This window comes from Tenacibaculum singaporense, from assembly GCF_003867015.1.
GTDB classification, from domain to species: domain Bacteria; phylum Bacteroidota; class Bacteroidia; order Flavobacteriales; family Flavobacteriaceae; genus Polaribacter; species Polaribacter singaporensis.
The window spans coordinates 3,468,777-3,482,857 of sequence record NZ_CP032548.1; the positions used below are offsets into that span (position 1 = coordinate 3,468,777).

At 31.2% G+C, this 14,081-nt stretch carries 17 protein-coding genes; 13 read left to right on the plus strand and 4 right to left on the minus strand.

Translation table 11 applies throughout. The features are described from left to right. Positions 1 to 162 precede the first annotated feature (162 nt). The 4 genes from D6T69_RS15695 (at position 163) to D6T69_RS15710 (ending at position 2,685) form a co-directional block, all read left to right on the plus strand. Positions 163 to 900, plus strand: a complete 738-nt coding sequence (locus D6T69_RS15695; protein WP_125069040.1) for a class I SAM-dependent methyltransferase — start codon at positions 163 to 165, stop codon at positions 898 to 900. Between the two features lie 27 nt (positions 901 to 927). Beyond that, complete coding sequence (locus D6T69_RS15700) at positions 928 to 1,494, plus strand: Crp/Fnr family transcriptional regulator (RefSeq protein WP_125069042.1); 567 nt, start codon at positions 928 to 930, stop codon at positions 1,492 to 1,494. Between the two features lie 62 nt (positions 1,495 to 1,556). Next, positions 1,557 to 2,135, plus strand: coding sequence for an NAD(P)H-dependent oxidoreductase (locus tag D6T69_RS15705; RefSeq protein WP_125069044.1), 579 nt, complete (start codon positions 1,557 to 1,559; stop codon positions 2,133 to 2,135). A gap of 100 nt (positions 2,136 to 2,235) precedes the next feature. Continuing rightward, the gene (locus D6T69_RS15710; protein ID WP_125069046.1) at positions 2,236 to 2,685 is read left to right on the plus strand and encodes a TlpA family protein disulfide reductase; all 450 of its coding nucleotides are present in this window, start codon (positions 2,236 to 2,238) and stop codon (positions 2,683 to 2,685) included. Between the two features lie 20 nt (positions 2,686 to 2,705). Here D6T69_RS15710 and D6T69_RS15715 read toward each other — a convergent pair whose 3' ends face one another. Continuing rightward, a complete protein-coding gene (locus D6T69_RS15715; protein ID WP_125069048.1) occupies positions 2,706 to 3,086 on the minus strand; it encodes a hypothetical protein in 381 nt (126 codons plus the stop codon). A gap of 146 nt (positions 3,087 to 3,232) precedes the next feature. On the opposite strand from D6T69_RS15715, the gene D6T69_RS15720 reads away from it, so the two are divergent. Beyond that, entirely contained in the window at positions 3,233 to 3,490 is a 258-nt protein-coding gene (locus tag D6T69_RS15720) for a hypothetical protein (RefSeq protein ID WP_125069050.1), read from the plus strand. Positions 3,491 to 3,564: 74 nt separating this feature from the next. On the opposite strand, the gene D6T69_RS15725 is transcribed toward D6T69_RS15720, so the two are convergent. Both D6T69_RS15725 and D6T69_RS15730 read right to left on the minus strand, forming a co-directional pair. Continuing rightward, a complete protein-coding gene (locus tag D6T69_RS15725; protein ID WP_125069051.1) occupies positions 3,565 to 4,332 on the minus strand; it encodes an alpha/beta fold hydrolase in 768 nt (255 codons plus the stop codon). Between the two features lie 2 nt (positions 4,333 to 4,334). Beyond that, entirely contained in the window at positions 4,335 to 5,048 is a 714-nt protein-coding gene (locus D6T69_RS15730) for a pyridoxine 5'-phosphate synthase (RefSeq protein ID WP_125069053.1), read from the minus strand. A gap of 59 nt (positions 5,049 to 5,107) precedes the next feature. Between D6T69_RS15730 and D6T69_RS15735 the strand changes: the two genes are divergently transcribed. The 8 genes from D6T69_RS15735 (at position 5,108) to murI (ending at position 13,049) form a co-directional block, all read left to right on the plus strand. After that, complete coding sequence (locus D6T69_RS15735; RefSeq protein WP_125069056.1) at positions 5,108 to 5,767, plus strand: CBS domain-containing protein; 660 nt, start codon at positions 5,108 to 5,110, stop codon at positions 5,765 to 5,767. Between the two features lie 30 nt (positions 5,768 to 5,797). Further along, positions 5,798 to 6,694: an NAD kinase gene (locus D6T69_RS15740; protein ID WP_125069059.1), complete on the plus strand. Its 897-nt coding sequence runs from the start codon at positions 5,798 to 5,800 to the stop codon at positions 6,692 to 6,694. A 104-nt stretch (positions 6,695 to 6,798) separates the two neighbouring features. Beyond that, entirely contained in the window at positions 6,799 to 7,479 is a 681-nt protein-coding gene (porG, locus tag D6T69_RS15745; protein WP_125069061.1) for a type IX secretion system protein PorG, read from the plus strand. Between the two features lie 3 nt (positions 7,480 to 7,482). After that, the gene (locus D6T69_RS15750) at positions 7,483 to 8,235 is read left to right on the plus strand and encodes an isoprenyl transferase (protein ID WP_125069063.1); all 753 of its coding nucleotides are present in this window, start codon (positions 7,483 to 7,485) and stop codon (positions 8,233 to 8,235) included. Further along, positions 8,228 to 10,771 carry an outer membrane protein assembly factor BamA gene (gene bamA / locus D6T69_RS15755; protein WP_125069065.1) on the plus strand — a complete coding sequence of 848 codons (2,544 nt, stop codon included), beginning with the start codon at positions 8,228 to 8,230 and terminating at the stop codon, positions 10,769 to 10,771. The genes D6T69_RS15750 and bamA overlap by 8 nt, the downstream gene beginning before the upstream one ends. A gap of 61 nt (positions 10,772 to 10,832) precedes the next feature. Then, on the plus strand, positions 10,833 to 11,639 hold the full coding sequence (locus D6T69_RS15760; RefSeq protein WP_125069068.1) for an OmpH family outer membrane protein: 807 nt from the start codon (positions 10,833 to 10,835) through the stop codon (positions 11,637 to 11,639). A 37-nt stretch (positions 11,640 to 11,676) separates the two neighbouring features. Beyond that, positions 11,677 to 12,186, plus strand: coding sequence for an OmpH family outer membrane protein (locus tag D6T69_RS15765; RefSeq protein WP_125069070.1), 510 nt, complete (start codon positions 11,677 to 11,679; stop codon positions 12,184 to 12,186). 68 nt (positions 12,187 to 12,254) lie between these two features. Beyond that, positions 12,255 to 13,049, plus strand: a complete 795-nt coding sequence (murI, locus tag D6T69_RS15770; protein ID WP_125069072.1) for a glutamate racemase — start codon at positions 12,255 to 12,257, stop codon at positions 13,047 to 13,049. Here murI and D6T69_RS15775 read toward each other — a convergent pair. Next, a complete protein-coding gene (locus tag D6T69_RS15775) occupies positions 13,046 to 14,026 on the minus strand; it encodes a PorP/SprF family type IX secretion system membrane protein (RefSeq protein WP_125069074.1) in 981 nt (326 codons plus the stop codon). The genes murI and D6T69_RS15775 overlap by 4 nt on opposite strands. Positions 14,027 to 14,081: the final 55 nt, after the last annotated feature.

A 14,081-nucleotide genomic window follows, 5' to 3' on the forward strand; every position in this document is an offset into this window, starting at 1 on the left:
TGAAATTATTAATTCGTAACACTACATACACTTTACCACAACCATACCAAAAACAGAAGACTGCAGTTTTGTCGGGTTTATAAGATTTTGTTTGATGCTTTTAATTAAGTAACTACTTTTGTTAAAAACAAAAGCTTATACAAGTAAAAAACACCAACAAAGATGAAACAGAACAAATATGATGATAATGATTTTTTTGAGAGTTATGGCAAAATGCCTCGCTCAATTGATGGCTTAAATTCTGCTGGCGAATGGAGTGTTTTACAAAAAATGCTGCCTGATTTTCTGAATAAAAATGTACTTGATCTTGGTTGTGGGTATGGGTGGCATTGTATTTATGCCAAACAACAAGGTGCCAAAAATGTGACTGGAGTTGATTTATCGAAAAAAATGATAGATAAAGCTATAGAAAACTCAAAAAAACTGGCTATTAATTATATACAAACAGCTATAGAAGATATAAACTTTAAATCAGAAGAATTCGATATTGTAATTAGTTCACTTGCATTCCACTATTTAAAAGATTTAAAACCTGTTTTTAACAAAATAAATAAAACTCTAAAAAAAGGAGGCAGTTTTATATTCTCTATGGAGCACCCATCGTTTACATCTAAACCAGAACAAGATTGGTTTTTAGATAAAGACGGAAATCGTATACATTGGCCTATAGACAACTATCAAGACGAAGGAGAAAGAAAAACTCATTTTTTAGGACATGAAGTAATTAAGTACCACAGAACCTTAGAAACCATAATTAACACTGTAATTAAATCAGGTTTTGATATTCAAGAGATTTCTGAACCAAAACCTTCTGAGCTAGTTTTGAAGAAATATCCTGAAATGAAAGATGAAATGAGAAGGCCTATTTTCATTATAATTTCCGCTATAAAAAATAACTAAACTACTATTTATAAAACCATTCCTAAAGTGCTCAAAAAACACTTAGCCTCATATAACATTCTTACCAAAGAAGAAATAGACAATTTTGTAAGTATAGTCAGCTATAAAAAACTTAACAAAGGTGATTTTTTCATACAAGAAGGCAATACTTGTAAAGAAGTTGCTTTTATAGCTTCAGGTATTTTTAGATCGTTTTATCATTCTTCAGATGAAAAAGAGTCTACTTATTGTTTTTTATCTGAAAATTCGTTTGTTACCGCATATTCATCCTTCATTTCTCAAACAAAAACCAACGAAAACATTCAAGCTTTAACAGATGTAGAACTATACAGTATTACAAAAGAACAATTTCTAGCGCTAGAAAATTCAAGCACCAACTGGCTACGCCTTTTTAAAATATTTGCTGAGCAAGAATATATAAACCTTGAAAACAGGGTTTTTGTGTTACAAAATGAAAGCGCTGAAAATCGTTACAAAAAACTGTTAGAAACGCATCCAAACTACTTAAAAACCATCCCACTACAGTACCTAGCTTCATATTTAGGCATAACACAACGACATTTAAGCCGAATTAGAAAATCAGTTTTTTATTAGACAATTGTCCTTTTTAAGCTTATAAAACCATCCGTACTTTGCTTCATAATCTTAACTATATTATGAAGAATATTTTATTAATAAACGGACATCCTGATAAAGAAAGTTTTAACCATGCACTAGCAGCTTCTTACAAAAGAGGCGCTTTGAAAACTGACGCTACAATCGAAGAAATTACCATTACAGATTTAAACTTTAGCCCTGTACTTAAATATGGTTATCGAAAAAGAACTGAACTTGAACCTGATTTACAAGATTCATTAGCTAAAATTAAAAAAGCTGATCATATTGTTTGGGTCTTTCCTATTTGGTGGGCTGGTTACCCTGCAATGATGAAAGGTTTTATTGACAGAGCATTTTTACCTGGAATTACTTTTCAACCTATTGAAGGAAAACCTTTTCCTGAAAAGCTTTTAAAAGGTAAAACATCTCGACTTATTATAACTTCTGATACACCTAGTTGGTATGACTACTTTTTTTTGAAAAGACCTGCTATTAGACAGTTTAAAATAGCAACATTAGAATTTTGTGGTATTAAACCTGTTAAAACTACTTTCTTTTCAGTAATGAAAAATTCAACTCCTAAACGAAGAAATTTGTGGCTAAATAAGGTATATACTTTAGGTAAAAACCTACAGTAACAAACACTACTCTACAAGTTAAAAATGTTTTTAGCTTGTAGAGATTTAAAACCTATTTGTTTTTAAATAACTTTGCTAAAACTTCAATTAAAACCCTAAAATGGATACTAGCAAAACCGTAACATCAATAAAAGTCACCGATTTTAATCAAAACGAAGTTGATTTACTTAAAAAATATGCTAACAAAATTCTATTGCTTTTATTTTATAATAATGCTTGCTTGGGTTGTACTGGTAGAGCTATTCCACTAGCCTACAAGTTTAAGCAAACCTATCAAGACATTGAGGTTATTGGTATTCATAGTAATTTTAGCAGCAACACTGTTACTAAAGAAGACATTCTAAGTATTTTTACTATAAACGAGCTTCCATTCCCTATTTATATGGATAACAATCACGAAATGTATGATTTTTTTAATTCGGAAGGAACACCACAGTGGGTACTACTAACTCCTAAAGGTGAAGTATATCGATCTATTTTTGGTTCACAAGATAATGCACAGAACAGGTTATATTATGCTTTAGAAAGCTTAACTGAAAATGAAGGTTAAGCTTTAAGGAATTTTAGCTGTTATTTTTTCAGAGCCTCTAATACTTGAGTCGCTATCGCTTCTTTTACTTCTTTATCCTCTAATAACAGATGTATTAAATTATCTTTTACCTTGCTTTTTATATCTAGTAGATTGTATTTAGACGCAGGCTCATTAGTTTTATCTATATTATTAAGAAACATTTCTCCTTTTCCCGTAAGCAACCATGTTGGGTTAATTTCTGGGAAAGAATGTAGAATTTTGTTTAACACATTACTTTTAAATGACGATTTTCTTCTTATTGCTGTTCCAATAGAATTGTTAGAGACATCAATAATCTCTTCAAAAGACCTAATATTTAGCCTTTTATAATTAATTACTTCTTCTACTCGCTTATAAGTTTCATCTACAAAATCACTCATTGAAAAATAACTTTTTTCTAAATTTTATTTAATTTTGTTTTCGTATTTAGATTTTTGTTTGTATTTTTACTTCGTAATAAGTACAGAATACGTACAAATATAAATTAAAAAGTGCTATCAACTTCTAAAAAACAACTTGAGTTTTTATGATAACTGCTACACAACGAAAAGAATTAGAAAAAATTAAACCACCAAAATACCGCGAAAAGGTAAAAAACTACCTGAGCAAAAATGGTCATGATTTTTCTTTAGAAACTATACAGAAGGTGTATTCAGGTAAAAGAAAAAACTTGACTATTGAAAAAGCTATCGTTGCTGTTTTCCGCAATTACATGAAAGACCAACAGGCAATAGACAATAACATTAATAATTTAATTGACGATATAAACAGTGATTTCCCTTAATAATTTTTTGTTTTTCGCCGGGGGGCGAGTATTTTAAGCGAGGGACTAGGAATTAATAAATTCCTCCTCGCTTTTTACTTTAGAAAAAGTATAGCTTCTTTATAAAAATCCTCTGGATTTTCAGCATGTAGCCAGTGTCCAGCATTGGCTACTGTTTTTATCACTGCTTTTGGAAAATGCGCCTGAATTAATGGCTCATCTTCTTTTGAAATATATCCTGAATTTGCTCCGCGTAAAAACAACGTTTCTCCTTCAAAAACAGTAAAGGAAGGTAACGCTACTCCTACTTCACTATTATTTTCAGTTAACGATTTTAAATTGAAACGAAATGCTAATTCGTCTTTCGTTTTTCTGTATACATTTTTTGCTAAAAATTGACGGATTCCTTTTTCTGAAATTAACTCAGCCAGTTTTTCATCTACTAACTTACGTGAGGTTTGTACTGAAAAATCTACAGAGTTCAAGGCAGCCAAAATCTCGTGATGATGTGGTGGATACATCCTTGGAGAAATATCGGCTACAATTAACTTATTCACCAGCTCAGGATATTCGGTTGCAAACAACATTACTGTTTTTCCTCCCATGGAATGCCCTAGCAAATCTACTTTTTCAAGGTTATGATGTTGAATATAGTTGTATAAATCACCTACCATTAACTCATAATCAAAAGCATCTGCATGAAAGCTTCGTCCATGATTACGCTGATCTATTAAATGCACCTCAAAACCATCTTCTGCAAATTTATTAGCATGCGATTTCCAATTATCTCCCATACCAAAGTATCCATGCAAAATAAGTAACAGTTGTCCTTCTCCAATTATTTTTGAATGTAACACCTCCATAATTATTGCAAACGATGTAAATACATATTCACAACATTTTCTAGTCCTAAATACAAGCTTTCAGAAATTAGTGCATGACCAATAGATACTTCGGCTAAATGAGGAATATTTTGTTTAAAAAATTGAATATTATCTAAACTTAAATCATGACCAGCATTAACTCCTAGTCCTAGTTCATTTGCTAAAATTGCAGCTTCTGCGTACGGTTTTACCGCTTCTTTATTCCCTTTTTCGTACTGCGTAGCAAACTCTTCAGTATACAATTCAACTCTATCAGTACCTGTTTTAGCAGCAGCTTCAATTAGCTTTAAATTTGTATCAATAAAAATTGATGTTCTAATTCCTGCTTCTTTAAACTCAGCAATCACATCTTTTAAATACGATTGATGCGTTATGGTATCCCAACCAGCATTAGACGTAAGTTGATCAACACTATCAGGCACCAACGTTACTTGTGTTGGTTTAATTTCTAACACCATTTGCTTAAATTTATCAATTGGGTTTCCCTCAATATTATATTCAGTTGTTACAATTGATTTTAAATCATAAGCATCTTGGTAACGAATATGTCGTTCATCTGGCCTTGGGTGAATCGTAATTCCTTCCGCTCCAAAATCCTGTATATCGGTTGCCACTTTTAGTAAATTAGGCACATTGCCACCTCTAGAATTACGAAGTGTAGCTATTTTATTAATATTAACACTTAACTTTGTCATGCTATAAAATTAGACTACAAAGGTAACGCATTCCAACATTTTAAACTATATTCGTAGTAATGAAAATCAACGATTTTATATTAAAAGAAATTAAAGCACTCTCATTAAATAGCACTATAAAAAGTGCTCAAAAGCTGTGTAATGATTTACCTATAACTCATATTCCTGTTGTTGAAAACAACAGGTTAGTAGGGTGTTTGCCTGAAAGTGATATTCAAACTCTTGAAAATAACGATGGCACTCTTAGAGAATACACTTATTTATTAGATCATTTTTACACAAATGAGAATGCTACACTACTTGATTTAATTTCCTTATTTGCTGATAACGACTCGAATTTAATTCCTGTTCTTGATAAAAGCTTGTATTATGTAGGTTATTATGAATTGAGTGATATTTTAGATGCTTTTGCTAACAGTCCATTTTTACATTACGAGAGCGATACTTTAATCATTGATAAGAATAAAACAGATTATTCTATGAGTCAAGTAGCACAAATAGTTGAAGCTAGTAACGGTAAATTATTAGGCGCATATATTTCTTCTGAAAATATAAATAGTGTTGAAGTTACCCTTAAAATTGTTTCTGAAGAAATAAATGAAATCATTCAAACATTTCGTAGGTATGGTTACAACGTTATTACACAACACGAAGACGATTTTTATTTAGAAGAACTTAAAGATAGAGCTGCTTATTTAAGAAAATACTTAGATATGTAATCTTTTCAATAACCAAACAAAATTCCAACAGTGAAAAAAGTCGCTATTTACGGACAAGCTTATACAACACTTGCAGAAAAAGAAGTAAAAATTCTTTTAACTGTTTTAGAAAAACATAACATTGTTGTTTTTTTTGAACAACAATTCTATAATTTATTTGTTAAGAATAACTCACTAAACAAAAAGTACCCAACCTACGCCCACTTTAATGACTTGTCAAATACTTTTGATGTGATGTTTACCATAGGTGGAGATGGTACTATTTTAAGAGCCGTAACCTATATTAGAGATTTAGACATTCCAATCATGGGAATTAATACCGGTCGTTTAGGTTTTTTAGCTACTATTCAAAAAGATCAAATTGAAGAAGCTATTAATTTAATGCTAAAAAAAGAATACACACTTCAAGAACGTTCTTTATTACAAATAGAAACATCTCCTGCTACAGAAGATTTTGCTGAACTTAACTTTGCACTTAATGAAGTTACTATTGCTAGAAGAAATACAACTTCTATGATTGGTATTAAAACTTCATTAAACACAGAGTATTTAACCAACTATTGGGCTGACGGGCTAATTATAGCAACCCCAACAGGATCTACAGGTTACTCTCTTAGTTGTGATGGACCTGTGATTTTACCTAATTCTAAAAGTTTTGTTATTACCCCTATAGCACCGCACAATTTAAATGCACGCCCAATGGTAATTCCTGATGACACAGATATTCTTCTGGAAGTTAGTGCCCGTGAAAAAGATTTTCTAATCTCTTTAGACTCTCGTATTACTACAGTTCCATTAGACACTAAAATAAAAATAAAGAAAGCTTCTTTCACCATAAAAAGTGTTTTACCTAAAAATCAATCTTATTTGAATACCTTGCGTGGAAAACTTTTATGGGGAGAAGATGTACGAAATGAATCGTTATAACCATAGTGATTACAATAAAACCGTAAAAAAAAAGTTAATCAAAAAGACGGATTATTAACTTTTTAAAGCAAATTCAATTCCCTATATTTGCACGCTATTTTACAATGAGAGAACTTATATTATTAATATTATTGGCTTGTGTAATAACACCTTTACAATCGCAAACACACGAAATTGGTTTTTTTGCTGGTGGATCTAACTATGTTGGTGATATAGGTAGTACCAACTACATATCTCCTAACGAGTTTGCTGGCGGACTTGTATATAAGTACAACTTGAACCCCAGAATTGCCTTAAGAGGAACATATACTTACATTCCTGTTTCTGGTAATGATAATGATGCTGATAATGCTTTTCGTCAAAATAGAGGTATTAGCTTTTCAAATACTATTCATGAGTTTGCAGCTGGAGTAGAATTCAACTTCTTTGATTATAACATCAACGATTATAGAACTACATTTACTCCTTATATCTTAGCTGAAGTTGCCGCTTTTAACTACAAAAGCCCAGAACCAACTTCATCTAGCAATACGATACTTTTAAAAAATAAATTTTCTTACACTGTACCTGTTGGTATAGGGCTTAAAGGAAGGTTAGCAGATAACTTTGCTATCGCATTTGAAACAGGTGTACGATTTACATTTGTAGATGATATAGACTTTACAACAGATAGAATAAACTCATTAGACTTTGGAGGTAATGGAAACGACTGGTATGTATTTTCAGGTGTTTCTATTGTTTATACCTTTGGAAGACCGCCTTGTTTTGGTGGAATAGCAGAATAGATTATGGAAGAAAAACTACAGCGCATTAACTTACAAAAAGTACCAAACCACATTGCTATTATTATGGATGGTAATGGTAGATGGGCAAAAGGTAAAGGAATGCAACGTGTTTTCGGACATAGAAATGCTTTAACTGCCATAAGAGAAACAGCTGATACAGCTTCAGAACTAGGTGTTAAGTTTTTAACTTTATATGCTTTTTCTACCGAAAACTGGAATCGCCCAAAATTAGAAGTAGATGCTTTAATGAGCTTACTAGTAACTACCCTTAAAAAAGAACTCCCCGAATTTCAACGTAAAAATGTAAGAGTAAATGCTATTGGTAATTTAGCTAACTTACCCAGCAATGCTCAAAAAATATTAAACAAAGTTATTGATGCTACTAAAAACAATACTAAAATCACTTTAACCTTTGCTTTAAGCTATGGTTCAAGAGAGGAAATTGTTAACGCTATCAAAAACATATCAAAAAAAGTTGTTAATAACGAGATAGAAATTGAAAAAATTAACGAGAAAATTATAAATAATCATTTATATACGTTTAATTTGCCCGACGTTGATTTAATGATACGTACAAGTGGGGAACAAAGAATAAGCAATTATTTACTTTGGCAAATGGCTTATGCCGAGTTGTATTTTACTGATGTATTGTGGCCTGATTATAGGAAAGAGCATCTTTACGACGCAATAATTGATTATCAAAATAGAGAAAGAAGATTTGGAAAAACCAGTGAACAGATTGAAACCAATGAATAAATATTCGTATTTACTAGTATTTTTTATCACCCTTTTTGCGGTGAGTACTCAAGCACAAAACACAACTCCTAAAGATAGCATTACTTCAAATGTTATTTCCTATGAAAAAGGAAAAGAATATATTTTAGGTGGAATAACTGTAACTGGCTTACAAAAATTTAGTGAACAAACAGTAAGAATATATACTGGTTTAGTAGAAGGTCAACCAATTAAGTTACCTGGTGACAAACTTACAAGTGCTATCAAAAAATTATACGAAAGTAAACAGTTTAGTGAAGTAGATGTATATTTATCTAAACGTGACGGTGAAACTGTATACCTTCAATTTGATGTAACTGAATTACCTCAGTTAACTACAGTTACTATTTCAGGGGTAAAAAAATCACAAATAAAAGAGATTAAAAAAGAAACTGAATTAAAAAAGGGAGCAATGGTTACAGACAACCTTATTGTAACCACACGTAACTTTATTAAGAAGAAATATACTGATAAAGGTTTCTTAAAAACCAAGGTTTCATTAGATACTAAAAGAGATACTTCAGATGTTAATACTGTTAGTATGTCCATTTTTATTGATAGAGGCGACCGTATAAAGATTAAAGAAATTAACTTTACAGGTAATGAAGCTATGTCAGATGCTTCTTTACGAGGTGCTATGAAAAACACCAAACGTAAAATTTTTGGTCGTTTTTGGAAAGCTTCAAAATATATTTTGGACGATTATAAAGAAGATTTAAAAAGTATTCTTGAAAAGTATAGCGAAAATGGATATCGAGATGCTAGAATTTTATCTGATAAAGTTGTTTGGAATGATGACAATACTATAAACCTTGAAATTGAAGTTGAAGAAGGGCGCCAATACCGTTTTGATGAAATAATCTTTATTGGAAATAAAGAATATACTGACGAACAATTAAATAATATCTTACGAATTGACAAAGGAGACATTTATAACGGAAAAGTTTTAAAAGAGCGTATTTCTGGAGATGGTACACCTACCTCTCAAGACATCCAGACTCTATATCACAATAATGGTTTCTTATTTTCTCAAGTAAACGCTGTAGAAACTAAAGTAGAAAATGACTCTATTACTGTTGAAGTTCGCATTAGAGAAGACGAACCTGCAACAATAAAGAAAGTTACTGTAACTGGTAATGACAAAACAAATGACCATGTAATTTATAGAGAATTACGTGTTAAACCAGGCGATTTATTTAGCCGTCAAAATATTATTAGATCTATTCGTGAAATAGGTCAACTAGGTTTCTTTGACACAAATGTAACCCCTGATGTTAAACCTGATTACCAAAATAAAACAGCTGATATTGATTTTTCTGTAGTCGAAAAAGGGGGAAGTCAAATTGAACTACAAGGTGGTTATGGTGGAGGTTCTTTCATAGGTACGTTAGGATTGTCTTTTAACAACTTCTCTGTTAGAAATATTTTTAATAAAGAAGCTTACAAACCTCTTCCTATGGGAGATGGTCAAAAACTATCTTTACGTTTACAAGCTAGTAGAACATATAATACCTATAGTTTCTCATTTACAGAACCATGGTTAGGAGGTAAAACACCTCAATCATTATCGTTCTCTGTATACTTTTCAAATCAATATAGATTCGATTTTACTACAAATGAAGTAAATAAAAACGAAAGTTTAAGTATTATTGGAGCCTCTATAGGTCTTGGAAAACGTTTAAAGTGGCCTGATGACTATTTTACACTTTCTCAAAATATAAGTTATCAAAGAATTGAATTACAAGATTATGGATACCGTGTAGGTTCTTCAAACAATATTCTTAGTCAAGGAGACTTGAATAACTTAGCTTATACTTTTGCACTAAGTCGTAACTCTGCTGGTCCTAGTTTGATTTTCCCTACTTATGGTTCTGAATTTACTTTAAAAGCAAAAGCTACTTTCCCTTATTCTTTGGTTAACGGAAAGGATTATACAGAGCCTACAAATCCAACACCAGATGAAAGACAAGCATACTTAGCTGATAAATATAGATGGCTAGAATATTACAAGATTTCAGCAAAAGGTAAATGGTATACCTCTTTAGCTAACAAGTTAGTATTAATGTCTAATTTTGAAATGGGATATTTAGGTTCTTATAATGATGAATTAGGATTAACCCCAGTTGAAAGATATTTTGTTGGAGGTGATGGTATTGCTCAAGGGCAACTAGATGGTCGTGAAACAATAGGTTTGAGAGGATATGAAAACAACCGCATCTCTTCTCTTGATGGTGGGGCTATTTACAACAAATTTCAATTAGAATTACGTTACTCTATCACTGATAAACCTTCTGCATCTATTTACACAGTAGGTTTCTTAGAAGCGGGTAACTCTTATAACAATTTTAGCGAATTTAATCCGTTTAAATTAAAACGTTCAGCTGGAGTAGGTGTTCGTATATTTATGCCTGCATTTGGATTATTAGGTATCGATTTCGCACATGGTTTCGATCCGTTACCTGGTTTAACCGAAAAGTCAGGTTGGCAAACGCATTTTATAATTGGAAGACAGTTCTAAAATCATGCATTTATAATGCGTCTAGGTTTTGGCACGGTTTTTTCTAAACACATTATACAAGATGAAAAAAAATATTTTATCAATCGTTCTTATACTTATAACAGGTATAACCGTTGCCCAAAAAAATCAACGTATCGCTTATATTGATATGGAGTATATCCTTCAAAGTATCCCTGCATATTTAGAAGCTCAAAACTCCTTAGATGCTAAAGTTGAAAAATGGAAAGCTCGATTAGACAAAGAAGCTCGTGCTATTGAAGTTTTAAAAACTGATTTAACTAATGAAAAGGCCATTTTAACTAAAGATTTAATTGAAGAGCGTGAAGAAGACATCAGCATTAAGCAAGAATCTTTACGAAGATTAGAGTCTTTATATTTTGGTCCAAACGGTGATATGTACAATTTAAGAAAGCAATTAGTAAAACCCGTACAAGACCAAGTATACAATGCTGTACAAACAATTGCTTCTAGAAAAAAGTACGACTTTGTTTTTGACAAATCTAGCGATTTAGTTATGCTATATTCCAACAAAAAACACGATATTAGCGACCTTGTTGTGCAAATGATTAATATAGATCAAAGAAGGCAAGCTAAGAAGGATAAAATTGAAGCTAAAAAGTCGTTACTTAAAAATGACAACTTAAGTGACGAACAAAAAGAAAAAATAGCTAAAAGAGAAGAATTAAAAAAGAAAAAAGAAGCTGATAGACTTGCTAAGATTAAACAAATTGAAGAAAAAAGAAAGCAACGTTTAGAAGAAAGAGCTAACAAAAGAAAGCTTTTACAAGAAAAGAGAAAAGCATTATTAAAAGCTCAAGAAGAAGCTAGAAAGAAAAAAGAAGAAGAAGAAACAAAAGAGAACAAATAAATCAAGAATAAAATAACATTAATTAAATTAAACAAAGATGAAACATTTAAAAACGTTATTATTAGTTGCAATTTTTACGATTGGATTAGGTGGTGTGGCGAATGCACAAAAAACTGCACATATTAACACTGATAAATTATTAGCTGAAATGCCTGCTACAAAAGCTATGAAAGCAGAGTTAGAAAAGCTTAACAAAACATACCGTGACGACATTGAAACAATGTACAAAAAACTAGAGGCTAAAATGAAAAAATATGAAGCTGAAGGTAAAAGTCAAACACAAGAAGTAAACCAAAAAAGAGCTCAAGAAGTTCAACAAGATAGATTAAGGATTAGTCAAGCTGAACAAGCTGCTGGTAAAGAAATGCAAAAGAAATACCAAGAGAAAACTATTCCTATTTTAAAGAAAGCTGAAGATGCTATTAAAGCTGTTGCTGCTGAAAAAGGAATTATCTATGTTTTAGACGCTGCTCCAGGTAAAGGTTTAATCGTTTACGACAAAGGAGAAGATATTTACGATGCTGTAAAAGCTAAATTAGGATTCTAAAAAGAATACATATATTTATATAAAAATCCTGCTGTTTAAACAGCAGGATTTTTATTTTTGTTATACGTATGAAAACGATTACACAACAACCTATAGGTATTTTTGACTCTGGTATTGGTGGTACATCTATATGGAAAGAAATTTACCAACTATTACCACAAGAACATACTATTTATCTATCAGATAGTAAAAATGCTCCTTACGGTCAAAAATCAACACAGGAAATAATCGATTTGTCGATTAAAAACACTGAGTTTTTAATTGATAAAGGAGCCAAAATTATAGTTGTTGCTTGTAATACAGCTACAACGAATGCTATACAATACCTAAGATCTAATTATAAGATACCTTTTATTGGTATAGAGCCTGCAATTAAACCTGCTTCACTAAATACTCAAACAGGCACAATTGGTATACTTGCCACAAAAGGTACTTTAAACAGTGCTTTATTTGAAAAAACAACTTCTAGCTTAAATGATGAAATAAATATTATAGAACAAGTTGGAGAAGGCTTGGTTGAACTAATAGAAAATGGTAAAATCTATTCTGATGAGATGACTTTCCTATTAAAAAAATATATAAAACCAATGCTAGATAAAAAATGTGATTATATTGTTTTAGGTTGTACGCATTACCCCTATTTACTTCCACAAATACATAAAATTACTGGAAAAAAAGTCAAAATTATAGATTCAGGTGAAGCTGTGGCTAAGCAGGTAAAGAATATTTTAACACAGCAAAACCTACTCAATCTCAGTAACGAAATACCAAACAATATTTTTTATATTAATAAAGATAAAAGTGTTTTAGAAGTTATGCTTAAAAACTATAAAAACAGTAAAATTAGCTTTCTTGATTTTTAATATGTAAAGCTTCCATTGATATTAGGACACGCTGCTGCTCTTCTTTTTGTACAGAATAGATTTACACCTAGTGATAATTGATGAAAGCCTCCATTTGAAAATACTACATCGCCTGTTTGTTCTGTATAAGTGTAAGCAAACATCCATTTTTTATAATTAACTCCAACTATTGGTGTTATATATTGAGAATCTCCGAAAACATTTCCTCCAAAGCTTCTTCTATAAGATAAAGCAGCCCATAACTGAGTTGCATTCAACGTTTTAAACACTTTAAAGTTTATATCAGCTATTTTTTCTTCTGTTTGTTCTTTGTATTGAAACATTAATGAGGGCTCAAATTGCAACTTTTCTCTATCTCCAAAAAAGTATCCTCCTCCAAGAATATAATTTCTAAGATTATATGATTCAAAACCTGGATTTAAATTGTTTTTTGCTGATAAGAAAAGATTTTTTACAGTAAAATAAGATGATAGACCATCTTTATGATATGCCATCCCAAAATCAGCATTAAAATAAAAGTCACTTTCTATAACCTGACTCACCGTGGGGTCATTTACAAAGTTTCTTTGATCTCTTTCATTCTGAACCACAGAAAAAGACAATCCGAAAGATAGTTGATTAAAAAGATTTTCATTCCCCATATCTATATGATAAGCATAAGTACCTTGAATTCCCTTTTGTGAATGATATCCATTCTTATCATTAAAAAGAATTACTCCTAATCCAGTATTAGAATATTCTCCTAATTTTGCATGAAAACTTGCTGTTTGCAAAGCTGGGGCATCGTCTACACCTAACCATTGTTGGCGTGCGGTTAATCGTATTTTTCCACAATCTCCTATTCCAGCAGCTGCAGGATGTAATAAATATACATTATCTGACAAGTAGTCTGCATAAATAGGTAACGTTTCTTGTCCAGATAATTCAGTAATCACTGAAAATACAAAAAATAACAAATAAATAATTCTTTTCCCCATTAAGTTCTAGTAGATAAATAGCCATCAAATATAAACAACTGTTATTTAAAATCTG